This is a genomic window from Polynucleobacter sp. MWH-S4W17 (assembly GCF_018687535.1).
Taxonomy (GTDB): domain Bacteria; phylum Pseudomonadota; class Gammaproteobacteria; order Burkholderiales; family Burkholderiaceae; genus Polynucleobacter.
This window is the reverse complement of record NZ_CP061295.1, coordinates 1,761,784-1,786,624: the sequence shown is the minus strand read 5'-3', so window position 1 is coordinate 1,786,624 and position 24,841 is coordinate 1,761,784. Positions and strand designations below refer to the sequence as shown.

Annotated in this window: 24 protein-coding genes; 11 read left to right on the top strand and 13 right to left on the bottom strand. The window is 46.1% G+C overall.

The window, feature by feature from the left end; all coding sequences use genetic code 11:
- Nucleotides 1-5: 5 nt before the first annotated feature.
- From C2755_RS08900 to C2755_RS08885, 4 genes are read right to left on the bottom strand one after another with little or no spacing between them, the layout of a single operon-like run.
- Nucleotides 6-440: a nuclear transport factor 2 family protein gene (locus C2755_RS08900; protein WP_215320998.1), complete on the bottom strand. Its 435-nt coding sequence runs from the start codon at nt 438-440 to the stop codon at nt 6-8.
- A gap of 17 nt (nt 441-457) precedes the next feature.
- The gene (gene waaF / locus C2755_RS08895) at nt 458-1,498 is read right to left on the bottom strand and encodes a lipopolysaccharide heptosyltransferase II (protein WP_215320996.1); all 1,041 of its coding nucleotides are present in this window, start codon (nt 1,496-1,498) and stop codon (nt 458-460) included.
- Between the two features lie 46 nt (nt 1,499-1,544).
- Complete coding sequence (locus tag C2755_RS08890) at nt 1,545-1,733, bottom strand: zinc-finger domain-containing protein (protein WP_072582777.1); 189 nt, start codon at nt 1,731-1,733, stop codon at nt 1,545-1,547.
- Between the two features lie 23 nt (nt 1,734-1,756).
- Entirely contained in the window at nt 1,757-2,680 is a 924-nt protein-coding gene (locus C2755_RS08885; protein WP_215320994.1) for a branched-chain amino acid transaminase, read from the bottom strand.
- A 209-nt stretch (nt 2,681-2,889) separates the two neighbouring features.
- On the opposite strand from C2755_RS08885, the gene C2755_RS08880 reads away from it, so the two are divergent.
- The 7 genes from C2755_RS08880 (at nt 2,890) to C2755_RS08850 (ending at nt 10,420) form a co-directional block, all read left to right on the top strand.
- A complete protein-coding gene (locus C2755_RS08880) occupies nt 2,890-4,101 on the top strand; it encodes a phosphoglycerate kinase (protein ID WP_215320992.1) in 1,212 nt (403 codons plus the stop codon).
- 2 nt (nt 4,102-4,103) lie between these two features.
- On the top strand, nt 4,104-5,540 hold the full coding sequence (pyk, locus tag C2755_RS08875) for a pyruvate kinase (protein WP_215320990.1): 1,437 nt from the start codon (nt 4,104-4,106) through the stop codon (nt 5,538-5,540).
- A gap of 66 nt (nt 5,541-5,606) precedes the next feature.
- Nucleotides 5,607-6,671 (top strand): class II fructose-bisphosphate aldolase, encoded by a 1,065-nt coding sequence (gene fba / locus C2755_RS08870; RefSeq protein WP_215320989.1) that lies wholly within the window; start codon nt 5,607-5,609, stop codon nt 6,669-6,671.
- A gap of 7 nt (nt 6,672-6,678) precedes the next feature.
- On the top strand, nt 6,679-7,578 hold the full coding sequence (locus tag C2755_RS08865) for a phosphoribosylaminoimidazolesuccinocarboxamide synthase (RefSeq protein ID WP_215320987.1): 900 nt from the start codon (nt 6,679-6,681) through the stop codon (nt 7,576-7,578).
- Between the two features lie 49 nt (nt 7,579-7,627).
- Complete coding sequence (gene purE / locus C2755_RS08860) at nt 7,628-8,122, top strand: 5-(carboxyamino)imidazole ribonucleotide mutase (protein WP_215320985.1); 495 nt, start codon at nt 7,628-7,630, stop codon at nt 8,120-8,122.
- A 4-nt stretch (nt 8,123-8,126) separates the two neighbouring features.
- Nucleotides 8,127-9,311: a 5-(carboxyamino)imidazole ribonucleotide synthase gene (locus C2755_RS08855; protein ID WP_215320983.1), complete on the top strand. Its 1,185-nt coding sequence runs from the start codon at nt 8,127-8,129 to the stop codon at nt 9,309-9,311.
- 2 nt (nt 9,312-9,313) lie between these two features.
- A complete protein-coding gene (locus tag C2755_RS08850) occupies nt 9,314-10,420 on the top strand; it encodes an L-threonylcarbamoyladenylate synthase (protein WP_215320981.1) in 1,107 nt (368 codons plus the stop codon).
- On the opposite strand, the gene dacB is transcribed toward C2755_RS08850, so the two are convergent.
- Genes dacB through C2755_RS08830 form a run of 4 tightly spaced genes read right to left on the bottom strand, consistent with a single transcriptional unit; the run spans nt 10,366 to nt 15,825 of the window.
- Entirely contained in the window at nt 10,366-11,895 is a 1,530-nt protein-coding gene (dacB, locus tag C2755_RS08845; protein ID WP_215320979.1) for a D-alanyl-D-alanine carboxypeptidase/D-alanyl-D-alanine-endopeptidase, read from the bottom strand. The two genes, C2755_RS08850 and dacB, sit on opposite strands and share 55 nt — an antisense overlap.
- Nucleotides 11,896-11,926: 31 nt before the next feature.
- Nucleotides 11,927-14,353 carry an ATP-binding protein gene (locus C2755_RS08840; RefSeq protein WP_215320977.1) on the bottom strand — a complete coding sequence of 809 codons (2,427 nt, stop codon included), beginning with the start codon at nt 14,351-14,353 and terminating at the stop codon, nt 11,927-11,929.
- Between the two features lie 6 nt (nt 14,354-14,359).
- Complete coding sequence (locus tag C2755_RS08835) at nt 14,360-14,983, bottom strand: response regulator transcription factor (protein ID WP_072582788.1); 624 nt, start codon at nt 14,981-14,983, stop codon at nt 14,360-14,362.
- Nucleotides 14,983-15,825, bottom strand: coding sequence for a diguanylate phosphodiesterase (locus C2755_RS08830; protein WP_215320976.1), 843 nt, complete (start codon nt 15,823-15,825; stop codon nt 14,983-14,985). The genes C2755_RS08835 and C2755_RS08830 overlap by 1 nt, the downstream gene beginning before the upstream one ends.
- Nucleotides 15,826-16,141: 316 nt before the next feature.
- On the opposite strand from C2755_RS08830, the gene C2755_RS08825 reads away from it, so the two are divergent.
- The 3 genes from C2755_RS08825 (at nt 16,142) to C2755_RS08815 (ending at nt 18,966) form a co-directional block, all read left to right on the top strand.
- On the top strand, nt 16,142-16,432 hold the full coding sequence (locus C2755_RS08825; protein ID WP_072582790.1) for a co-chaperone GroES: 291 nt from the start codon (nt 16,142-16,144) through the stop codon (nt 16,430-16,432).
- A gap of 28 nt (nt 16,433-16,460) precedes the next feature.
- Nucleotides 16,461-18,110: a chaperonin GroEL gene (groL, locus tag C2755_RS08820; RefSeq protein ID WP_215320974.1), complete on the top strand. Its 1,650-nt coding sequence runs from the start codon at nt 16,461-16,463 to the stop codon at nt 18,108-18,110.
- 121 nt (nt 18,111-18,231) lie between these two features.
- Nucleotides 18,232-18,966 (top strand): hypothetical protein, encoded by a 735-nt coding sequence (locus tag C2755_RS08815; RefSeq protein ID WP_215320972.1) that lies wholly within the window; start codon nt 18,232-18,234, stop codon nt 18,964-18,966.
- A gap of 10 nt (nt 18,967-18,976) precedes the next feature.
- Here C2755_RS08815 and C2755_RS08810 read toward each other — a convergent pair whose 3' ends face one another.
- The 4 genes from C2755_RS08810 to C2755_RS08795 all read right to left on the bottom strand — a co-directional run bounded on the left by C2755_RS08810 (nt 18,977) and on the right by C2755_RS08795 (nt 22,766).
- Nucleotides 18,977-19,768, bottom strand: a complete 792-nt coding sequence (locus tag C2755_RS08810) for a hypothetical protein (RefSeq protein ID WP_215320970.1) — start codon at nt 19,766-19,768, stop codon at nt 18,977-18,979.
- Nucleotides 19,769-19,870: 102 nt separating this feature from the next.
- Nucleotides 19,871-21,238, bottom strand: coding sequence for an NAD(P)(+) transhydrogenase (Re/Si-specific) subunit beta (locus C2755_RS08805; RefSeq protein ID WP_215320968.1), 1,368 nt, complete (start codon nt 21,236-21,238; stop codon nt 19,871-19,873).
- Between the two features lie 33 nt (nt 21,239-21,271).
- Nucleotides 21,272-21,610: a proton-translocating transhydrogenase family protein gene (locus C2755_RS08800; RefSeq protein WP_011903634.1), complete on the bottom strand. Its 339-nt coding sequence runs from the start codon at nt 21,608-21,610 to the stop codon at nt 21,272-21,274.
- 25 nt (nt 21,611-21,635) lie between these two features.
- Entirely contained in the window at nt 21,636-22,766 is a 1,131-nt protein-coding gene (locus C2755_RS08795) for a Re/Si-specific NAD(P)(+) transhydrogenase subunit alpha (protein ID WP_215320967.1), read from the bottom strand.
- 177 nt (nt 22,767-22,943) lie between these two features.
- Here C2755_RS08795 and mnmA point away from each other — a divergent pair, with 177 nt between their 5' ends.
- Nucleotides 22,944-24,056: a tRNA 2-thiouridine(34) synthase MnmA gene (gene mnmA, locus C2755_RS08790; RefSeq protein WP_215320965.1), complete on the top strand. Its 1,113-nt coding sequence runs from the start codon at nt 22,944-22,946 to the stop codon at nt 24,054-24,056.
- Between the two features lie 75 nt (nt 24,057-24,131).
- Here the strand turns inward: mnmA and C2755_RS08785 are convergent, their stop codons facing one another.
- Nucleotides 24,132-24,746 carry a glutathione S-transferase gene (locus C2755_RS08785; RefSeq protein WP_215320963.1) on the bottom strand — a complete coding sequence of 205 codons (615 nt, stop codon included), beginning with the start codon at nt 24,744-24,746 and terminating at the stop codon, nt 24,132-24,134.
- Nucleotides 24,747-24,841 lie beyond the last annotated feature (95 nt).

The window sequence follows — 24,841 nt, the reverse complement described above, 5'->3', positions numbered from 1 at the left end:
GATGTTTAATGCAAACCGTGTGGTGTAGACGGCGCGTCAAAGGTATCTTCTGTGGAGTGACTGGCATGTAAATGCGCGATACGCCAGCCTTGACTGTCTTGTAAAAGCACGAGAGTGATATTCAGAAAAAATTCTGCTTCCACTTGATCAGCTCTCAGATGAACTGCTTCAGTAGTGTCGTATACCGCAGCACCTAAAACGGAATGGCTAATACAGGCAATAGGCTCTAAGAATAAAGGTTGCTTGGCTAATAGTCTCTCTAGGCCTTCACGAATTTCTGTATGACCTGTTAGGCGATGACCTTCCGGTAGAACACAGGTAATGGAGTCATCATCCAACCAAATATCCAAAGCACCTTGAATATCACGATGACGTAAGGCATCTCGCCATGCCTCAACAACATCATCCGCACTATGAAAGAGTCTGGCAAGTTTGGTCATGGCTTACTGTTCCTGAGTTATTGCTGCGATGTATTGAGTGTAGCGAATACTTGTTCCGGCAAGATGTCGTTTAGACACTTTAAGTGACCCAGTGGACATTCTCTTTTATGGCAGGGACTACAAGGGAGGTTTAACCAAATTACCTTAGCTTTGTCTGACAAGGGTGGGGTATGGGCTGGGTCGCTTGATCCAAAAATGGCAACTTGAGGGGTTCTGAGGGCTGCCGCAATATGCATTAAGCCGGAGTCATTACTGATAATCGCCTTACTCATGCCAATCAGGGCAATCGCCTCATCAAGCGAAGTATCCCCGCACCAGTTATGAATGTGACTATCTTGCTTTGTCTCGTACTGAATTTCTTGGGCAAGTGCGTGGTCACCTTTGCTACCCAAAAGAATGATTTGACTACGGGGATTGCTTGCAATGAGTTTTTGCGCCAATTGTGCAAAGTGACTTGTGGGCCAGCGTTTAGTTGGGCCGTATTCAGCGCCTGGGCACATCACGTAGAGGTTAGTTGGATCAACTTTGGCATTGAGCAATTTGGTCTGTACCGATTGATCGGCGGTAGCGGATACATTTAACTTGGGTACAAAATTGCTGACTGTTGATGCAATCTGCCCTTCATTGAGAAGTTGGCTTAATGCAAGATAGTGCTCCACCATAGGTGGGCGATTTACCTTGCTTGGGTTATCTAGTGATAAATTAATTAAGCCAAAGCGTAATTCACCGCGATAGCCAACCCGAAAAGGAATATTAGCAAGCCAGGGGATGAGTGCTGACTTAAGGCTATTAGGTAAAACAAAGCAGGCTTGATATTTTCTTGTCGCTAACTCTTTTGCTAGTTGTTTGCGTAAGTTCCACTGTAGCTGTTTGTGTTCAAACTTAGCTTCGATAACTTCATGTACTTCAGAGCAGGCACGATAAATTGGAGCAACCCAAGTGCTGGCTAGTACATCAATGTTGGCTTCTGGATATTGTTCTTTGAGGGATGCCAATAATGGCTGAGTCATCACAGCATCCCCAATCCAGTTTGGGGCAATGATCAGAATACCGTGCATGTGATGTATCCCGACTCAGCACCTCAAGAAGAGGTGCTGATAAGGCTTAGTGACCGTGCGGCTCAGTGCCGGGGATGAGCTTGTACTCAGTGCCACAGTATGGGCACTTGGCTTCACCGGTCTCAGTGATATCTAGAAAAACGCGTGGATGTGAGTTCCATGCTGGGGTTTTATTGGTGGGGCAATGTAAAGGTAAATCTTTGCCATCCACCATAACCACTTGAGCTTGAGTCATGTGCTGTTTCCTAATTGCTGAAATTATTTAACGTAAGTGAGCCAAGATTTGTATTGGTCATTTCTGCCGTACACCGCATCGAAATACGTCTTCTGAATTTTCTCAGTGATAGGACCACGCTTGCCATCACCAATGGTGCGGTCGTCTAATTCGCGAATAGGAGTTACTTCAGCAGCAGTACCAGTGAAGAAAGCCTCATCAGCAGAATAGACTTCGTCGCGAGTCAGACGTTTTTCACGAATTTCATAGCCAAGATCTTTGGCGATCTGGATAACGGAGTCACGTGTGATGCCATCTAAGCATGAGGCTAAATCTGGTGTGTAAACAACTCCGTTGCGAACCATAAAGAGGTTTTCACCGGAGCCTTCAGATACGTAACCTTCGGTATCAAGCAATAAAGCCTCGTCATATCCATTGGCTGTCACCTCTTGGTTGGCCAAAATGGAGTTGATGTAGTAGCCCGATGCCTTGGCACGAACTAGTGAAGAATTGACGAAATGACGTGTAAATGAGGAGGTTTTAACCCGAATACCCTTATTTAGGCCATCTTCACCCAAATAGGCACCCCATTCCCAAGCGGCGATTGAGGTGTGGATGCTGTTGCCTTTAGGGGAGATTCCCAGTTTTTGGGAGCCGATAAAGATAATTGGGCGGATATAGCAGGCTTCGAGCTTATTGCTGTTGACCACGTCAATAATGCCCTTGGTGATCTCTTCTGGGCTATAAGGCATGTTCATTTGGAAGATCTTAGTGCCGTTAAAAAGGCGCTTTACATGCTCTGGGAGGCGGAAAATCGCAGTTCCCTGGGGGGTTTTATAGGCTCGAATACCCTCAAATACGCCCATTCCATAGTGCAGGCTATGGGTTAACACGTGAATATTGGCCTCGCGCCAAGGAATTAGCTTCCCATCAGTCCAAATAAAGCCATCGCGGTCGGACATCGACATTTTCTTTACCTTTTGTGTCTATTAAGTATCTGTAAAAGCGGTTTAAGCAGAGCACTAGGCTGGCAGTTTTTGGTCTTCCGGCCCAGAATGCATTTAAGTCCTTATTGTAGAGCAGGCAGGGGAGTCTGTCGGCTTGGATCCTCGGGTGTGGATGGGCCACAGCCTTTAGAATGGAACATTCCCCATAAACCACTTATTTACCAAAACTCATGCCGGAATCCTTATTTAAAGTTAAGCGTTTAAGTGAATTAGCCCAATCAGGTCAATTAAAGGGTAAGCGGGTATTTATCCGTGCCGATTTGAACGTTCCGCAAGATGAGGCAGGCAACATTACAGAAGACACGCGTATTCGGGCATCGATGCCTGCTGTGCAGATGTGTTTGGATGCTGGAGCGGCAGTGATGGTGACTTCGCATTTAGGTCGTCCAACCGAAGGAGAATTTAAACCCGAAGATAGTTTGGCGCCTGTGGCCGATCGTATTGCCGCTTTGCTGAATCGCAAAGTTCCATTAATTAGTGATTGGGTAAATGGTGGCTTTGAAGTCAATCCAGGCGAGGTAGTCCTACTGGAAAACTGCCGATTGAATGTCGGTGAGAAAAAAAATAGTGACGAGCTGGCCAAAAAAATTGCTGCATTGTGTGATGTGTATGTCAACGATGCATTTGGTACTGCACATCGTGCTGAGGCTACTACCTACGGTGTAGCAAAGTTTGCGCCAGTAGCGTGTGCCGGCCCTTTGATGGCTGCCGAATTAGATGCGCTGAGTCGCGCATTAGCCAGCCCAAAACGTCCTCTAGTTGCCATTGTTGCTGGGTCTAAAGTTTCATCCAAGCTTACTATTTTGAAGGCCTTGTCTGAGAAAGTGGATGAGCTCATCGTTGGTGGCGGCATTGCGAACACCTTCATGCTGGCCAAAGGTTTGCCTATTGGTAAATCCCTCGCTGAGCCTGATTTAGTTGATGAAGCGAGAGAGATTATGGAGATCATGGAAAAGCGTGGCGCTCATGTGCCGATTCCGGAGGATGTTGTGGTTGCAAATGAATTGTCTCCGTTAGCCCGTGCAAACCGCGTACCTGCGGATCAGGTTGCAGAAGATGACATGATCTTGGACATTGGCCCAAAGACAGCTGCACGTTTATCCATCATGCTCGCTCATGCTGGCACGATTGTTTGGAATGGCCCATTGGGTGTATTTGAAATTGATCAATTTGGCGGTGGCACCAAGATGTTAGCTGCTGCGATTGCGCACTCACCTGCATTTTCGATTGCTGGTGGCGGCGATACTTTGGCGGCAATTGCGAAGTACGGTATCGAGAATCAAGTGGATTACATCTCCACTGGTGGCGGCGCCTTCTTAGAATTCTTGGAAGGTAAAACTTTGCCAGCCTTTGCAGTACTTGCCGAAAGAGCGAAAGACTAAATATGTTGAGAGCAACCAAGATTATTGCAACCTTAGGACCTGCTTCTGAAAGGCCTGAAGTGTTGCGTGACATGATTCGTGCGGGTGTAGATGTAGTGCGCATGAATTTCTCTCACGGTACTGTTGCTGACCATAAAGCTCGTCATGACTTGGTGCGAGCTATCTCCGCTGAAGTGGGCAAAGAGGTTGGCATCATGGCCGACTTACAGGGCCCCAAAATTCGTGTGGGTAAATTTGCGGATAGCAAAATCCTTCTGAAAGAAGGGGACAAATTTACTCTCGATGTTAATTGCGAGATGGGTAGCCAAGGGTGCGTTGGTCTTGACTACAAGGAGTTACCAGGCGATGTAAAGCCGGGCGACCGTCTTTTGTTAAATGATGGTTTAGTGGTGCTGACAGTTGAGAGCGTTAAGGGTGGTGAGATATTTACTCTCGTTGAGCAGGGTGGACCACTCTCCAATAACAAAGGTATTAATCGTGCTGGTGGTGGTTTGACTGCACCTGCGCTTACCGAAAAAGATATTGCTGACTTAGATGCCGCAATTTCAATGGGCGTAGATTTCTTAGCAATCAGCTTTCCTAAGGATGGCGCTGATATGGCCTATGCTCGTAAGTTGGCTGATGCCGCTAGCGCTAAGTATGGTGTTGGTAAAGTCAGAACCATTGCCAAGGTAGAGCGCGCTGAAGCGATTGAGCCTGAAGCCCTTAAAAGCATTATTGCTGAGAGTGACGGCATCATGGTTGCTCGTGGGGATCTCGCTATTGAAGTGGGTAATGCAGCAGTGCCTGCATTACAAAAGCGCATGATTGCTTGGGCGCGTGAGGCGGACAAATTTACGATTACCGCTACGCAAATGATGGAGTCGATGATTAATGCGCCAGTACCAACACGTGCTGAAGTTAGCGACGTTGCTAATGCAGTATTGGACGGCACTGATGCAGTCATGTTGTCTGCTGAGTCTGCTGCTGGCATGTATCCAGTGCAAACTATTAAAGCGATGGCAGAGATCTGTGTTGAAGCAGAAAAGTCAGATCGCGTGAAACTCGACACCGACTTCTTGGATCAGACCTTTACTCGCATCGATCAAACGATTGCCCTGGGAGCCCTGTTTACTGCCCATCATTTAAATGCCGATGCTATCGCAGCTTTAACTGACTCTGGTTCAACAGCCATTTGGATGAGTCGTCACAATATTCACGTCCCGATTTTTGCATTGACCTCCAAGATCGCCACACAGAGGGCGTTAAGCACTTATCGCAACGTCACTCCGATCGGTTTGGATTACACCAAGGATCGTGACACTGCTTTGCAAGAGGTCGAGGCCTGCTTGCAAAAATCGGGCGCAGTCAAAAAGGGCGATACCGTTGTGCTCACTTCAGGTGAGCCCATGGGTGAGCCCGGTGGTACCAATACGCTCAAAATTATTCATGTGAAGTAATTCACATTGAAAAAGATTCAAAACAGATTTATTTTTAACTTCATTACTATTTATTAAGAGAACATCATGGCTTTAGTATCTTTAAGACAACTCTTGGATCATGCTGCTGAAAACGGTTACGGCCTACCAGCATTTAACGTGAACAACTTAGAGCAAGTAACGGCGATTATGGAAGCAGCAAATGAAGCAGACTCCCCAGTCATCATGCAAGCTTCAGCAGGCGCACGTAAATATGCTGGTGAGGCGTTCTTGCGCCACCTGATTTCTGCTGCGGTTGAGGCGTACCCGCATATTCCGGTTGTAATGCATCAAGACCATGGCCAAAGCCCGGCAGTGTGTATGGCTGCGATTAAGAGTGGCTTTACCAGTGTGATGATGGATGGTTCCTTAGAGGCCGATGGTAAAAGTGTTGCTAGCTACGAGTACAACGTCGACGTATCCAAAGAAGTGGTGAAGTTCTCTCACTCTATTGGAGTTACGGTTGAGGCTGAATTAGGTGTATTGGGCTCGCTAGAGACTATGCAAGGTGACAAAGAAGACGGTCATGGCGCTGACGGCAAGATGACTCGTGAGCAATTACTGACTGACGTTGAGCAGGCTGCTGATTTTGTGAAGGCCACTCAGTGCGATGCTTTAGCTATTGCGATTGGTACTAGCCATGGGGCATACAAGTTCACCAAAAAGCCAACAGGCGATATTTTGGCAATCGATCGCATTAAAGAAATTCATGCGCGTATTCCCAATACACATTTGGTAATGCATGGTTCTTCTAGTGTTCCGCAAGAGTTGCTCGCTGAGATCCGTGAATTTGGTGGTGATATGAAAGAGACCTATGGCGTACCTGTTGAAGAGATTCAAGAGGGCATCAAGAATGGAGTGCGCAAGATCAATATCGATACGGATATCCGCTTAGCAATGACTGGTGCAATTCGTCGTTATTTGATTGAAAATCCAAGCAAGTTTGACCCACGCGATTATTTGAAGCCAGCCCGTGAAGCCGCTAAGAAGGTCTGTATTGCGCGTTTCCAGGCTTTTGGTTCTGCTGGTCAAGCCTCCAAAATTAAACCGATTTCTTTAGAGAAGATGGCTGAGCTATATAAGAGCGGCAAATTAACTCAAATTGTGAAGTGATTTAAATATGTCCGCTTTGTACGCTACCTCTATTAAGTCATTGCCTTTGTTGTCTAAAGGCAAAGTGCGCGATGTTTATGCATTAGATGACGACAAGTTGCTGATGATTACTACTGACCGTCTTTCTGCGTTTGATGTGGTGATGGGCGAGCCCATTCCAGAGAAGGGCGTAGTTCTCAATCAAATGGCTAATTTTTGGTTCGATAAATTGGCTGCTGTGATTCCCAATCATTTAACTGGTATTGATCCAGCTACTGTAGTGGCAGTGGATGAGATTAGCCAAGTCAAAGGTCGTGCGGTAGTTGCTAAACGCTTAAAGCCAATTTTGGTTGAGGCAGTAGTTCGTGGTTATTTAGCTGGTAGTGGCTGGAAAGACTACAAAGAAACTGGCAAGGTCTGCGGTATTGCTTTGCCGGAAGGCATGGAGAATGCCCAGAAATTACCTGAGCCTATTTTTACTCCTGCAGCTAAAGCGGAGTTTGGTCAGCATGATGAAAATATCTCATTTGAAAAAGTCATCGAACTCATTGGTGAAAAGTTAGCCAATCAAATTCGTGAAGTCAGTATTCGTTTGTACAAAGAGGCTTCTGAGTACGCTGCTACTCGTGGAATCATCATTGCCGATACCAAGTTTGAATTTGGACTTGATGCCAATGGACAATTGGTATTGATGGATGAGATCCTGACGGCTGACTCTTCACGTTTTTGGCCTGCGGAGACCTACTATGTAGGTTCAAACCCACCTTCTTATGACAAGCAGTTTGTGCGCGATTGGCTTGAAACTGCTATGGTGAATGGTAAGTTATGGCCTAAAACCGCTCCTGCGCCGCAATTGCCAGCGGATGTGATTGAAAAGACTGCCCAGAAGTATCGTGAAGCGCTTACCCGTCTTACTGAGACTTCTTGAGTCAGGGATAATAGAGCCCTTAATGGTTATAAGGCATTTGGAGAGGTAAATGAGCAAGAAGCCAATCGTCGGAATAGTGATGGGATCCAATTCAGATTGGGACACCATGCAGCACGCTGCTCAAATGCTTGAGCTATTTGGTATTGCGCACGAGGCAAAAGTACTCTCCGCACATCGCATGCCAGATGATATGTTTCAGTATGCAGAAAAAGCCCAAGCTAATGGCTTGCAGGCAATCATTGCTGGAGCAGGTGGTGCGGCCCATTTACCAGGCATGCTCGCATCAAAAACGATTGTTCCTGTTTATGGCGTACCTGTTGCCAGTAAATATTTGCGTGGTGAAGATTCTCTCTTCTCTATTGTGCAGATGCCTAAAGGTATTCCGGTTGCTACTTTTGCGATTGGTGAAGCTGGTGCAGCGAATGCTGCCTTGCATGTGATTGCTGGTTTAGCTTTGCATGATGCTGATTTAGCAAAGCGCTTAGAAGATTTCCGTGCCAAGCAGTCTGATACCGCGCGTTCAATGAATTTGCCGGGATATTAATTACATGGCAGATCGTATGGAACCCATTTTGCCGGGTTCGTATTTAGGAATTTTAGGTGGCGGTCAATTGGGGCGGATGTTTACTCAGGCCGCTCAAGCAATGGGCTACAAGGTTTGCGTGCTCGACCCTGGTTCTGATAGTCCCGCAGGCTCCATTGCCGAAAAATTTATTCAAGCGCAATACACTGACAGCGCCGCTTTAAAAGAGATGGCTGCATTGTGTTCATCAGTGAGCACTGAATTTGAAAATGTTCCAGCACAAGCCTTGGATGAGTTGGAATCCTTGGGTGTATTTGTGGCGCCACGCAGTAGCTGTGTTTCTCTTGCCCAAAATCGCATTGCTGAGAAAAATTTCTTAGCCACTTGGAAGTCAGAAACCAATATTGGTCCGGCTCCTAACTTTGTGATTGAGCATGAGGCTGATATTGCCCATACTCCAAAGGAGCTCTTTCCCGGAATCTTAAAGACTGCGCGCATGGGCTATGACGGTAAAGGTCAGGCGACTGTGTATAGCGCAGAAGAGTTAACTACTGCATGGAATGCGTTCGGGCGCGTACCTTGCGTTTTAGAAAAGCGCATGGAATTGGATTTTGAAGTGTCGGCTTTGGTAGTGCGTGGTTATGATGATGCTGTGGTGGCTTATCCGGTAGCCCAAAACATCCATCGCGATGGTATTTTGCATACCTCGACTGTGCCAGCCCCTTCACTGAAGCCTGCTCAAGAAAAGAAAATCATTGATGCAGCAAAGGCGCTCATTCGGAAGATCGATTACGTTGGTGTTCTTTGTGTGGAATTCTTTGTACTGAAGAACGGCGACATCGTCGCTAATGAAATCGCGCCACGCCCACATAACTCAGGCCACTACACCATGGATGCTTGTGTGAGCAGCCAGTTTGAGCAGCAGGTGAGAGCCATGGCTAGGCTGCCATTGGGTGATACCCGTCAGTTAGCGCCCGTATCCATGTTGAACTTATTGGGCGATCTTTGGTTTGAAGGTAGTGAAGACCAACCAAAAGAGCCTGCTTGGAATAAAGTACTCGCTCACCCCGATGCAAAGCTGCATCTATATGGCAAGTCTGCGCCACGCATTGGTAGAAAAATGGGTCACATTAACTGCTTAGGTGAAGCCCTCAATGAAGCTCGCCAAAATTGCGCAGCTGTTGCTACTGAATTAGGGATCGAGCCCTAGAAATGTCCGCAGACAGTAACCACTTGCAATCTACTGTAGTGATTAATGAGGCAGTACAAAGCTTGCGTGACGGTGGGTTGGTTGCCTTTCCTACTGAGACTGTTTATGGCTTGGGCGCGGATGCTAAAAATCCTGAAGCGATTAAGAAAATCTTTACCGCTAAGGGTCGTCCATCAAATCACCCTTTAATTGTTCACGTAGCTGCGCCAGATAAATTTGATCAAACTCAAGTTGACTGGGTTGCGCTCTTGGCGCCGTGGGTAAGAGATTTATCCGAGGAATCTTTAAAGCTCATTAATGTTTTTTGGCCGGGACCATTAACCTTGGTCTTCAAGAAAGATAAAAGTGTTTTAAATGAGCTGACTGGCGGCCAAGATACGGTAGCGATTCGGGCTCCTTCTCATCCTGTTGCTCAAGAGTTATTGCGTAAATTTAAAGGCGGAGTTGTTGCGCCATCAGCCAACCGCTTTGGTAAGGTGTCTCCTACGAGTGCTGCAGACGTCCGTAATGAGTTCGAGGGTATGTTGGATTTAATGGTCCTAGATGGTGGCGATTGTGAAGTCGGGATCGAGTCAACCATTATTGATTTGTCATCTGGCGATAAGGCTGTGCTACTCAGACCCGGCGCGATCACTCCAAGTGAAATCTTTGCTAAGACAGGTGTGAAGGTTTATCAGCCTGGAGAAGTAAAAGGGAATGAAGCAGCCAATGAAGCGGTGGCAGATGTACCAAGGGTATCTGGAAGTCTCAAAGCCCATTACGCACCAACTACCCCTTTGCGCCTATATGCACCAGGTCGTGTCTTGGATGCCTTGAGTGAATATCCGGATATTAAATCGCGCGTCGCTGTAGCGGTATGGGATTCTGAGTCTTCTTTGGTTTTAGAGGACCATCCTTCAACAGATGTTGAAGAGGTGATTGTGTCTAGCGATCCAACCGCATTTGCTAGTAAGCTATATCGCACCTTGCGTGATTTAGATCAGCAAGGCTGGGATTTGATTTTGTTCCCTGAGCCGCCAGCGGGCGAGGAGTGGGATGGTGTTAGAGATCGTCTTCAGCGCGCATGCTTTGGTTCTGGCCCATCTTCAAGCAGCCACGACAGCAACTGATCGTGCGCCTCTAGACCCCTCCAGGCATTGGGGTGGTTGATGAATGAAGTCACTGCATACATCTTTCCGGATTTACTCATTACATAGCCTGAGATCGCTCGCACATCTGCAAGAGAGCCCGTTTTAATTCTGGCTTCTGGTTTTTTCTTGAGATGTAAAAACTTGCGCAGTTGAACCATCAGTCGATTGCGCATCGTGCCATCAGTTCCAGCAATTGGTAAACTGCTATAAAAAATATCACCTACCGGTAAATTGCGAGCAGTGAGCAAGAGCTGATTCATCTGACTTGCAGAGATTGCTTCATTGCGAGATAAGCCAGAACCATTCTCGATCACCAGGCCCTCAAAGTCCAAACCATTTTGTTTGAGCCAGCTCTGAATGACTAACTCACCATTGGCAGTGGTTGCAGGTTTGCCCATCTTATCTAGAGCCATAGTCAAAAGAACTTGGCGAGCCATGACGTTATTGGAGTACTTGTTGATGTCTACAACATCATCGGCAAGTTTGCTGCCTTCAAATTGCAATAGAAGTCGAGCGGCTAAAGGAACTGAGCCATCTTTGCCGATAGGAGCTTGTGCCCAGCTGCCACCAGCTAATTCCCAGGCAGCAGCAAATCCTTGCGTTAGAAAGGTGTTGGCATCAAGCGCAACAACGTTAAAGTTCACTCCCTTACAGGAGCTTGGGAACGCCCCAGAGAACTGTGCAGTTAAAGGCTGATCAGTATTGGTGACACCTTCCGGATCTAAATTAAAGCGGATATTGCTTTTCCAGTTATCGCATGAGCGATCAACCAACTGCATTTGGTTAGATACCTTTAGCTGGGAGAGGGGAGGGGTGTAACTAATGTCAATAAAATCCGCGGTGCGTGACTTACCTAGTTGAAACGACAGGGTTCTAAATGCATAGAGCAGAGGATCTGGCGGAACGTTGTATGCACGTAGAGCTTCGCCATCAATAGTGTTGTGCTCCATGACACTAGCTGCATAAGCACTACGATCAAAGAATAGATTGCCATCAATCTTCTGAATACCAAGACCCTGAAGGTCTTTCATCATCTTGGCTAGCTCTTCCGGAACGAGTTTTGGATCACCCGTACCTTGTAAATAGAGATTGCCTTTCAATACCCCCTGACGAATCACTCCATCTGTATAGACATTAGTGCGCCAACGATATTGCGGACCCAGGACATCTAAACCAGAAAGCGTTGTTAATAACTTCATCGTTGAAGCGGGGTTCATTGGATCGCCACCGCGCCAATCTAAAACTTTCTTAGCTACATTCTTTCCGGGGCGAGCAGGCTCGATCTCGACAACTGAAATGCTTACGGCATCAAGAGGTATTTGATTGCGCTCGAGGCTACTCGCTACGGATGGTGGAATTACTGGGGATGCAGTCTCGCCGGCAAAGGCTAAAGAACTAGCCGTCCAAAGGAGGATTGCGATAAAAGCGGATGGGCGAAGAAGAGAAAAACGCATCCCCCATAGGATAAACCCACCGCATCAAAGATTAAAGCTTTGCATATTGAGATTGATACCTAGTAATAATTAGATTTTGGTCCTCCAGTAATTGAATGAAGGTGGTAATTCGAGTATCTAAATTCTTCTCTTGCTCTAGGGCTTCGCATGCTCTAGTAAAGTATTCGGCATTGAGGAGCTGTGCCCCTCCTTTGACTTTATGAATCATACTTCTGAAGGCGTCTTCATCTACGGCTTCATTTCTCAGTGAAAGAAGGGTCTCATCATGCACCTTTTTAATTTCTTCCAGAATGACCAGAATGTACTCTGGGCTATTTCTGAGGAGATTTCCGAAGGCGTCAAATGAATACTCCTCCAGACCTCTGGTTTGAGTTGGAGGTCCAGTTAATTCTTCGACTTGGAAATAGCGAGTAAGCTCATTCTCTAAAGTCATGAGGCTTAATGGTTTGATCAGAACACCATTCATGCCAGCCTCCAAGAATTGATGACGCGAATCTAGTGCATAGATATCTGCCGTAATGCCGATGATGATGAGATCTTGATTGCCTGTATTGCGTATGTGTTTGGCAAGCTCTGAACCCTGCATGCCTGGAATAGACTGATCGGTTAGCAGAAGATCAAAATACTTTTGACTGATGAGATCCAGAGCTGTGGTAGCGTTATCGCAAACTGATACTTCAATACCCAGCGCCTGAAGTTGAAGAAAGATAATTTGGCGGCTTGCGGCATGATCTTCAACAACTAATGCTTGTAATGGACGCTCATTATTTTGAGCACACTTGGAGACAAGCTTTCTGGATATATTGCAATGTTCAGGTCTAGAGGCTCTGGTTGCAGCAATGCTGGTACGTGGGAACGCAACGCAAAAATGAATATTGCTACCAAAGCCAGGCGCGCTCTCAAAGTAGAGTTGGCTGTTCATGGAGGTAACTAAGTGATTGGTAATGGTTAGGCCAAGCCCAGTGCCATTCACTTGTTCGTTATTACCCGGAATTTGCTCAAAAGCTTGCAGTGCTAGGGTAATTTCTTCTGTACACATGCCAACACCGGTATCAATGACTCTGAATTCAATCAGTTGCCCCGCATGATCATCTGCAAGCACGCTGATAGAGAAGTAGATTTCGCCATGATCGGTGAACTTAATGGCATTACTAATCAGGTTCTGCAGTATTTGGCGTAGACGTAAAGAATCTAACAACAAGACTTCTGCAATGCGTGGATCTTTTGAGGTATGTAGCTTGAGACTCTGTCTATGGGCCACGGTCGAGAATGCCGAACCGATGTCATCAATCAAAGCATTGAGATTGCAGGGCTCAATATTGAGCGTAAGCTTGCCTGCCTCTATCTTTGATAGATCCAAAACCTGGTTTAGGATTCCTAGAAGAGATTCTGCTGAAGAGTGCGCGCTCTTGAGTAAAGTTTTTTCATTTGTAGGTAGGGGGCTGCTAAGCAATAACTCCTGCACCCCTAAAATGGCATTCATGGGCGTGCGAATTTCATGGCTCATGGTGGCAAGGAAGGCAGACTTTGCGGCGTTTGCATTTTCTGCCTGCTCTTTCGATGAAATGAGTTCTTGAGCCTCTTCCTTTTGAAGTGATTGTTTCTGATGCATGCGCCAAAGCAAGGTAGAGCCTATCACTAGGATTGCCAAAGTGGAGAGCCAAGGTAAATGGTTGGGTGCAGATGGGTGGACTCTTTCAAAAGTAGATGCGTTGATGTTAAAAAGACCTCGTGATGCGATTGGATCTAGATTATTGAGAAAATGCTCAAGCACTCCATGCAAAGCTTCATCTTGATTGGAGATAAGCCAACGGTATTTGAAGGGCTCTCTTCTGTAAAGCCCATCAATTTGTAACTTATCTACGTTAAATTTCTGAATCAGTTGTTGCGCAAGACGAAGCGGTATGACAAGCGCCTCAATATCATTTTTGAGAAGATCAAATACTAATTTTTCTGCATGACCGGATACGCTAGCTTGGGGGTGATTGGGTATTGGCGGGTTTTCAAAGCCACGGTCAAAGTAGGCAATATTAATTGGCTCAATAGGCGTATCGTTTTTTGACCGTTTAGTCAGAATAGCGTCATGCCCCCAAAAGATTGCTTCTGATAAGGACCCAAACATCAGATACTCATTATCTATAGCGGGCGGATCAATGATGAAATCTACCTCTCCATTGGCTAGTTGCTCAAGCCCCTCCTGATCACTCTTTCGCCACGTCGGTAAAAACTCCTGTTGGGTAAATTCGCTGAGCTTTTTTAGAAGGCTATGAAAAACTCCAGACTCACCCTTTCCATTCACATCTAAGTAAGGCGCATATTTTTCATGAATACTAAAACGTACTATGGGATGAGCATCGATCCATCTTTGCTCTGCTGAATTCAGTAAGTTCGCATAGGTATTGTTTAATATCCCATTTAATAGGATAAAAAGGGCAATACGGGTGATGGACCGACGCATGCTCAATTAGCTTTCGATAATATTGTTCATGCGACAGAACAAAATCAAGTCTGCAATATTGTTAATGCCTAGTTTGTCAAAGACTCTGGTCTTATAAGTAGCTACTGTCTTATTGCTGATATGCAGCATTTCAGAGATCTGCTGATTGGAGTTACCTTTGCCCAGATATTTCATAACCTGTAACTCACGATCAGAAATTAACGCAAGCTTATCGTTGTCACTTAATGAGCTATTGCCATTTTTGCCATGAGTGAAAAAGTTATAGCCTTGGGATATGGCAACGCAAGCAGCTAGGATGACATCTGCACCTGCAGTTTTGTTTACAAAACCATGCCCGCCTAATGAGCGTACTCTCCCGCCATAAACAGCCTCGTCCATGCTGGAAAGAACAAGCATTCGAACCTCGGGATACATTAATCCGATACGGCGTATGACATCAAAGCCATCCGTCTTGGGCATATCGAGATCCAGGATCACCATATTGGGGTTCACCTCCTTCATGGACCTAAGGCACTCCTCACCATTCTGGGCTTGCCCTGCGATCTCAAAAAGCAACTGGTCCTGCAACATACTTTTAAGAGCCATCAGCATTGCCGGATGGTCATCTACCAACATCACGCGTTTTCTCATTACTTGTCTCCGTTTTGGTTTGGGTGTGGATGAGGGTGCAGCGAAAAAATGGCTTTAGCGATACGACTATCGTTAATCTGCAGCATCTGATGGCGACTTACAGGCGACATCATGAGACCACCATAGGAATGGTCGGCAATCAGAGTGGAAGCGTTTTCTAAATCCTTTACTAACCCAATATTGCCGGCATAAAATTGTGTTGGTGAGTAGGGCGATTGTCTGAGTTGAGAAAGCACATTGCTTGCCAGCTCGCGTTCACGTATTTGACTCATATCGATATGAACGCCCTCTAATTGCATTTCCGTGATCCACTGCAACTCTTCAATGCTTCCGGTGAATTTCAGAAAATGTAGCAAGATGCCAAGCCGTCGTAAACGCAGCAACCCTTCTTTACAAGCATCGGCGATGTCAGGCTCAGGAATTGTTTGAATGCCAATACTTACCAAGCCCACTGGTAGGCGTGAGTTCAGAATGAGTTCACTCATTGCATCCACGTAGCGGCTTGAGGCTATGGCATGTGTTGGTATTGGCAAAATGCCAGGAATAAAGCGACCACTGCGATACCAATATGCGATGGTGTCTAAGCCTTCCATAAAAAGGCGCAGCAATTGCATGTCAGAGGCAGTCAGTAATGGTCTAAATAAAGATCCTGTCAGTTTGGTTCCCTTGCAGTTAAAAATGGGTTCATAACTAATCGCTTGTCGTTTAGACCAGGATTGGTGTTCTTCAAGGGCTTGGTTACTAAGTCCAAGCCAGGGGTCGCCACAGGCGTCTCGTACTTCTTGGAAGGGTTTGTTCTTCCATGCCTTTACAAGCGTGTACAGCCGGGATTTCGGGCTCATCAGCATTCTCCAGTCGGTGGCTATCCAGTCTAGGCAGGACGGATTGGAGCGGTAAGGGCTTTAGGCTGATTTATCTGTAGGAATCGGCCTACCAGCCTGTCCCCATTATAAAAATAGGCTAAATCCTTAAAGAATTTATGGTGATCCGCCCTTGAAATCCCAGGAATGAGACCTATATAATCAGCACTCCCTACACGCGAGTGCTAAAACAGCTGGTTTTTAGATAAATCAGCCTTAGTTTGCGTGTGAGAGATTACAAAGCATTGATTTATATAGTTTATTTAAATAGTTAACACTTACTAACATAGGAGAAGAGATGAATTTGCGTCCCTTACATGATCGCGTAATCATCAAGCGTTTAGATCAAGAATCAAAAACTGCTTCCGGAATCATTATTCCTGACGCTGCTGCAGAAAAGCCTGATCAAGGTGAAGTTTTGGCAGTAGGACCGGGCAAGCGCGATGACAGCGGCAAATTAAACGCACCTGACGTCAAAGTAGGCGATCGCGTGTTGTTTGGCAAATATGCAGGTCAAACAGTAAAAGTTGACAGCGAAGAACTCATCGTGATGCGTGAAGACGACATCATGGCTGTTGTACAGAAGTAATTTCGGTATTTAAGAGAGGAATTTAATCATGGCAGCAAAAGACGTTGTATTTGGAGATAACGCCCGCACCAAGATGGTCGAAGGCGTCAACATTCTTGCTAATGCAGTGAAAACAACTTTGGGACCAAAAGGTCGCAATGTAGTAATCGAGCGTTCATTCGGTGGACCAACGATCACTAAAGATGGTGTATCCGTAGCAAAAGAAATCGAACTCAAAGACAAGCTCCAGAACATGGGCGCGCAGATGGTTAAGGAAGTTGCTTCCAAAACTGCTGACATCGCTGGTGACGGTACAACTACCGCTACTGTATTGGCGCAGTCTATCGTTCGCGAAGGCATGAAGTATGTTGTTTCGGGCCATAACCCAATGGACCTGAAGCGTGGTATTGATAAGGCTGTTGCAGCTGCTATTCAAGAACTCGCAAAAATCAGCAAGCCTTGCACCACTACTAAAGAAATCGCTCAAGTAGGCTCTATTTCTGCAAACAGCGACCACAGCATTGGTCAGCGCATTGCAGAAGCCATGGAAAAAGTAGGTAAAGAAGGCGTTATTACTGTTGAAGATGGTAAGTCTTTGGAAGACGAGCTTGAAGTTGTTGAAGGTATGCAGTTTGACCGCGGTTACCTCTCCCCATACTTCATCAATCAACCTGAAAAACAAGTTGCTGTATTGGAAAGCCCATACGTACTCTTGTTTGACAAGAAGATCGCTAACATCCGTGATTTGCTCCCAGTACTCGAGCAAGTAGCAAAGTCTGGCCGTCCATTGTTGATCATTGCAGAGGATGTTGAAGGCGAGGCCTTGGCAACTTTGGTGGTGAACAACATCCGCGGCATCATCAAGACTTGCGCTGTTAAGGCTCCTGGTTTCGGTGACCGTCGTAAAGCCATGTTGGAAGACATCGCGATTTTGACTGGCGGCACAGTAATCGCTGAAGAAATCGGCCTTACACTCGAGAAAACAACTCTTGAGCACTTAGGTCAAGCAAAGCGTATCGAAGTAGGCAAAGAGAACACCATCATCATCGATGGCGCTGGCGATGCTAAAGCGATTGAAGCTCGTGTGAAGAATATTCGTGTTCAGATCGAAGAAGCAACTAGCGACTACGACAAAGAGAAATTGCAAGAGCGCGTAGCCAAATTGGCTGGCGGTGTTGCGGTGATTCGTGTTGGTGCTGCTACTGAAGTGGAAATGAAAGAGAAGAAGGCTCGTGTTGACGACGCATTGCACGCAACTCGTGCAGCAGTTGAAGAAGGCATTGTTCCTGGCGGTGGCGTAGCGTTGATTCGTGCAATGCAAGGTATTAAGGGCTTGAAAGGCGATAACGCTGATCAAGACGCTGGTATCAGCATTGTATTGCGCGCTATGCAAGAGCCATTGCGTACGATCGTTAGCAATGCTGGTGAAGATGCTGGTGTGGTTGTTAATGCAGTACAAGCAAGTACAGGCAATAACGGCTACAACGCAGCTACTGGTGAATACGGCGACCTCGTTGCACAAGGTGTTATCGACCCAACTAAGGTAACAAAAACTGCATTAGTAAATGCTGCTTCTGTTGCTGGCTTGTTGTTGACAACTGATTGCGCAATCTCCGAAGCACCAAAAGATGAATCTGCTGGTGGTATGCCTGATATGGGTGGCATGGGTGGAATGGGTGGAATGGGCGGCATGATGTAATAGCCGTTACTTTCCACAGCTATCTGGCTGTAGAAATAAGAGCGCCTGGTTCAAAAGACCAGGCGCTTTTTCTTTATAGGAGTAAGCTGTACCCAACATTACCACTGGAACGGGCTTCAAGATGACCGGTCGCACTCAAGCAAGTCTCCTCATTTCAATGGGCTCACTCTTTCTGAGTTCTATCCTTCTTTGTGGGGGTGCAATTGCTCAATCCGCTGACTCTCAGCTGGTATTTCAGAAAAGTGTCTCAAATCTGCGTAATCAGCGTTATTGCGAAGTTCTGGTGGGCAAGCGAGCTTGGCTTAATTTGGAAGTAAAGGTATTTAATACGCAAGGACTTAATCTTTGCCCTGAAGCCCAGTGGAAAGAGTTAACTAAAGACTCTATTTCTAAAAAATTTGATGCGTCCTTTGTCCTGTTAAATGGTCCTCGTTATTGGACGATGGATGAAATACAGGCGGCAGGCAGCACTGTCAATGACGTCAAAGAATCCTTTGATGGTATAGAGATGAATTTACGGGCAACTATCCAGTTGAGCTTGCTCAAGCAATTGATGGGTAGCAAACAATACACCCCCAATGAAATTTCTCGTACTACTAATTTCATTTATAGAGTTGGTAGCGCTGTCTATGAACTCACCTCCCCTGGAGGTGACGTGTATGTGATGCAATCTTATTCACAAATCGTTAATCCTGCTCTCAATATGAAAGATCTTCCAGTATTGGGCGAGCAGTTGAAATTACCTGCTGGTTGGACTTACCGCAGCCGAGTACTCGATCAAGAGCTTTCTTTGGTAGCCAATGGCATTGCCTATGTACTGCAGGACAATTTATCCAATAGCTACAAGAGAAGGTAGTGTTGTGATGTTACTGCCAAGCCTTTTGAAGTCTCAAAAAGTCGGCATTAATGTATTCCGAGCTCTGTAGTTGATGTGGAAATTCCAAAGAAAAAATCACGTACAGTGCAAATCCCATTAAACCTAAGTACAGGGCCGTCAGGAACCAGTCCTCCTCTTTCTTAACTGCCATCGAGTAGCCGCTTAGCAAGGCCCCTATTGAGAGTAGAGCAAATAAAAAGCGTTCAATAATTGCAGGGGGATGGTGTTTTGCATTGAGTATCCCCTCTTGGTAAATGTCTAAAAGGTGAGTGAGCTGGGGTCTTAAAACGGTATTGGCTAAATCCTTGGTACTAGCTGGTGCGCGAGGTATTGACTCATTAATTTCTTTATTTAACTTGTTTAATAGTTTTCCCATGGCATCGAGCTTGCCGTCGAGATCATCAAATGTTTTGATGTCTTCATATACAGAAATTCTCAAGGTAATCATTTGCTGTAATGTATCTTTAACAATAGCCTGATCTTTAGGGTTTAGGTAACTGCTAGATTGATAGACTTGCTTCGCACTATTTGCCTGATCACGTATGACACGCATTCGAGTATCAAAGTGATCGGCAGCATTTGAGAAAGTAAAGCCAAGCACTAACGCTGAAAGCCCAAAAATTGCTGTTGCCAATGAATCGCGGACAACAACATGTTCGGAAGTGCGAGCCCGATATCTGCCATATAGCCAACCTATCAATAAGAATGTCAGGATGGATGAAAAAAATATGAGGGGCGCATATTTAACAATGCCGAGGTGATTCCCAAGAAAATAATTCATACCAAGCTCTCGTAAGGTGGTGTGGCTATATTGATAAGTTTGTTTAGTGTAATAAAAAACCGCCCGAAGGCGGTTAATTATTTAATGACCTGAAGGGTTGACTTACTCAACAGCCTTAACCATCTCTTCAACTACCTTCTTCGCATCACCGAAGACCATCATGGTTTTATCCATGTAGAAGAGTTCATTATCTAGGCCGGCATATCCAGCCGCCATCGAACGTTTGTTCACGATGATGGTTTTAGCTTTAAATGCTTCCAAGATTGGCATACCAAAAATTGGGCTACCTGGCGTACGTGCAGCAGGGTTTACCACGTCATTTGCACCAAGCACCAATACAACATCAGCCTGACCAAAGTCGCTATTGATATCTTCCATCTCAAATACTTGGTCGTATGGAACTTCAGCTTCGGCCAAGAGTACATTCATATGACCAGGCATACGACCTGCTACTGGGTGAATCGCATACTTCACTGTCACACCATGATGAGTCAACTTTTCAGTCAATTCTTTCAATGCATGTTGAGCGCGAGCCACTGCCAAGCCATAACCTGGAACAATGATCACAGTGTCAGCATTTTCCATGAGGAAAGCCGCATCTTCAGGCGATCCTGTTTTGTAGTTCTTAGGGCCGCCATCATCGCCACCGCCTGCAGCAGCTTCAGCACCAAAGCCGCCAAGCAATACAGCCAGGATGGAGCGGTTCATCGCCTTACACATGATGTAAGACAGAATCGCACCAGATGAGCCTACGCAAGCACCCGCAATAATCAATACTGGGTTGTTTAAGGTGAAGCCAATACCGGCCGCTGCCCAACCTGAATAGCTGTTCAGCATGGATACAACCACCGGCATATCAGCACCGCCGATAGGGATGATTAAGGTTACGCCCAATATCAAGGCAATGGCACACATTGCCAAGAAGGCTGCGTGGCTGTCACCCATGTAATAAGCAACGCCGGCACCAACCATCGAAATAGCCAAAATCAAGTTCAGCAAATGTTGACCAGCAAAAGTCACTGGCTTACCACTGACCTTGCCAGATAGCTTGCCGAATGCAATCACGGATGCAGTGAAGGTAATAGCACCAATGAATGCGCCGATGAAGAGCTCAATCTTCTGTGCACCAGTATGGTCATGCGCTGGATTAAATACAGCAGCGATCGCAATTAACACAGCTGACAAACCTACGAAGGAGTGCATCAAAGCAACCAACTCAGGCATCTTAGTCATTTGCACGCGCTTAGCGGCAATGGTTCCAATAATCGCGCCACCAACAATGGCAACGCCGATCAAAGAGATGACTGGTTTGAAATCAGGAATGAAGAAAGTGGTGATGACTGCTAACAACATACCAATCATGCCGAAGGTGTTGCCTTGACGTGAAGTGGTTGGTGAAGACAAGCCACGCAAAGCGAGGATGAACAACACCGATGAAATGAGATAAGAAATAGCGGTTATGTTTGACATAGTTTTGGTCTCTATATAGGTCTTGTTCTAGGTTTATTTGGTTCCAGCCGCATCAGCTTTGGGAGCTTTTTTCTTGAACATTTCAAGCATGCGACGGGTGACCATAAAGCCACCAAAAATATTGATAGACGCGAGGAATACCGCTACTGCACCAATAATGCTGGTGAGGGTGATTTCATCGCCACCGATAACTTCAGTTTGGAGCAATGCGCCAACAATGATGATGCCGGAGATGGCATTGGTCACCGCCATTAAAGGCGTATGCAATGCTGGCGTAACATTCCAAACGACGTGATAGCCAACAAAGATGGCCAATACAAACACGGTAATGTTTTGAACGGTGAGGATGCTTTGAAAGGCAGCGAGATCCATAGTATTTCCTTAGTATTTTTTACTATTAGTTTTTGCGGACGGCTTGGCCATCACGACACATTAAGCAAGCAGTAACGATGTCATCATCACTTGGGATAACTAAATTGGCTTCTTTATCCACAATGAGTTTCATGAAATCGAGCAAGTTACGTGAGTACAGTGCAGAAGCATCTGCGGCAACCATGCTAGCTAAGTTGGTGTAGCCAACAATTTTCACGCCATTTACATCAATTACTTTGTCTGCTTGCGTTAACGGGCAGTTACCTGAACCGTTATCACCTTTGCCAGCGGCCAAATCAATCACGATCGAGCCTGGCTTCATATTGGCAACAGTGTCGCTATGTAATAGGACTGGAGGTTTACGTCCAGGAATCAATGCGGTTGTGATCACGATGTCAGCTTGTTGCGCACGCTCTGCAACCAAGGCCGCTTGACGCTTCATCCAGGCCTCAGGCATTGGGCGGGCATAGCCACCAACGCCTTTTGCAATTTCACGCTCTTCATCAGTTTCGTAAGGAACGTCAACAAACTTGGCGCCCAATGATTCAATTTGTTCTTTAGCGGCTGGACGAACATCAGATGCTTCAATCACAGCGCCAAGACGTTTTGCTGTAGCGATTGCTTGTAAGCCTGCAACACCAGCACCCAGGATTAGTATGCGAGCCGCTTTAACAGTTCCCGCAGCAGTCATCAGCATTGGCATGAAGCGTTGATATTCATTTGCGGCAACCAATACTGCTTTGTAACCAGCAATATTTGCCTGTGAAGATAAAACGTCCATGCTTTGTGCGCGCGTTGTGCGTGGTGCAGCCTCTAAAGAGAATGCAGTAACGCCTTGCGCTGCCATGGCTGCAATCATGTCGTTATCAAACGGATCGAGCATGCCTAAGAGCACGGCACCGGATTTAATTTGCTTGAGTTCAGCCGCCTCAGGCGCACGTACTTTGAGCACAATCTCAGCACCGAATGCATCTGCAGCGCTGCCAATGGTTGCGCCGACAGCCTCGAATGCAGAGTCAGGTTGACTGGCTTTTACCCCGGCGTCTTTTTGAATCACGACGGTATGACCTTGACCAATTAATTTTTTAACGGTTTCTGGTGTGGCGGCTACTCGAGTTTCCCCGGGCCTTGTTTCCAGTGGCACTCCTATGCGCATGGCATGTCTCCAAAAGCAAAAATTTATAAAAAATCTATTTTAGTTAAATAGGGCTTGTTGCGCCTATTTACTCACCCCTAAGTCCTTTTGCTTGGTTTTTGCCCGAAATTCTGTGGAATCAGGCTAAGACTTCTACAATATGGTCTGTAAGCTTATATTGAATTCTCGCATTTTTTGATGATCCCGCTCAATTCTTCCTCAATCCCGCCCTCACAGCCCAAGAAAGTCGTTATTGGCATGTCTGGAGGGGTAGATTCGTCAGTTGCTGCCTGGATGCTAAAAGAGCAAGGCTTTGAAGTTATTGGCCTTTTTATGAAAAATTGGGAAGATGACGATAACGACGAGTACTGTTCTGCTCGTCAAGACTGGCTCGATGTGGTCTCGGTCGCCGATATGATCGGAATAGACGTCGAAGCAGTCAATTTTGCTGCCGAATACCGTGAGCGTGTATTTGCTGATTTCTTGCGTGAGTACGCCGCAGGGCGAACACCCAATCCCGATGTTTTATGTAACGCCGAAATTAAGTTCAAGGCTTTTTTAGATCACGCCATGAGTTTGGGTGCGGATGCGATTGCTACTGGCCACTATGCGCGCGTGCGGCATGAAGGTGGCAGGGTGCAGTTGTTAAAAGCTGTCGATGCCAGTAAAGATCAAAGTTATTTCTTGCATCGTTTAACGCAGCAACAATTAGCAAACGTGATGTTCCCGCTTGGAGAAATTCCCAAAACGGAAGTCAGAAAAATTGCAGAGCAAATTGGTTTGCACAACGCTAAAAAGAAAGACTCCACCGGTATTTGCTTTATTGGTGAACGTCCTTTTAGAGAATTCTTAAATCGTTATTTACCGCGCGTACCTGGCCCGATTAAAACTCCCGAAGGTAAGACGGTTGGTGAGCATATGGGCTTAGCCTTCTTTACCTTAGGTCAGCGCAAGGGCATTGGTTTGGGTGGCAGTCAAGACGGCAATGGTGATGCTTGGTATGTGGCGCGCAAGGACGTTCCTAATAACACTTTGTATGTGGCCCAAGGCCACGAACACCCGTGGCTATTGGCTAATCAGCTTGCTGCCATGGATGCCAGTTGGGTTTCTGGTGTGGTACCAACACCTGGAAGTTATTCTGCTAAGACTCGTTATCGGCAAGCAGATTCTGCTTGTATATTGAGTTCTGGTAATGAAGCGCTGAGTTTTGACTTGAGTTTTCCAGAAGCGCAGTGGGCTGTTACACCTGGACAATCCGCTGTTCTTTATGACGGAGACGTTTGTTTAGGTGGTGGAATTATTTCTTCATAATTTTAATCAGCAAGCAGCGGATACAAAAATGCCAATCAGTTTTGATTGGCATTTTTTAATTAAGCGGTAAGTGAATTAGGCGGCCGGTGGTTCAGTTTCAATAAAGGAAGGTCGCTGTAATAATTTTTGATACAGACGATCTAAATTTGGGTATTGGGTTTGCCATTTCACTTCTGGAAAGCGAAATAATAAATATCCGATTGCGCAACCTACGGCGATATCTGCCAAGGTGATTTGATTGCCGTGACACCAAGCATTACCACCCAGCTGTTCAGACATTTGACGTAGGGCGTCATTAATCTTGCCCATCTGGCGGTCATACCAAGCTTGGCTTTGTTGTTCTGCTGGGCGTAAGGTGCGCTCTAAACGGGCCAAAATGCCGGCATCCATCACTCCGTCTGCCAGTGCCTCCCAGGTTTTCACGGCAGCGCGCTCACGGTTATCAGCCGGAATGAGCTTGCTGACTGGGCTTAGGCCATCAGCGTACTCGGCGATAACGCGGGAGTCATAAATAGCCTCTCCATCGTCAGCCATGAGGCAGGGAACCTTCCCCAGGGGGTTGGTAAGGGCTATTTTGGTGTCTGCAGCCCAAACATTCTCTAATTCGAGGTCAACATCGACCTTTTTCTCGTTAAAAACAATGCGTACTTTACGTACATAGGGGCTGGTTAGGGATCCGATAAGTTTCATGGGCTCAAGTATAGCCATCCTGATTGGGCTTTGCTGTACTCCAGAACGCATTAAAATCAGCTTTTATTGACATATTCAATGCAAAGGCAATATTC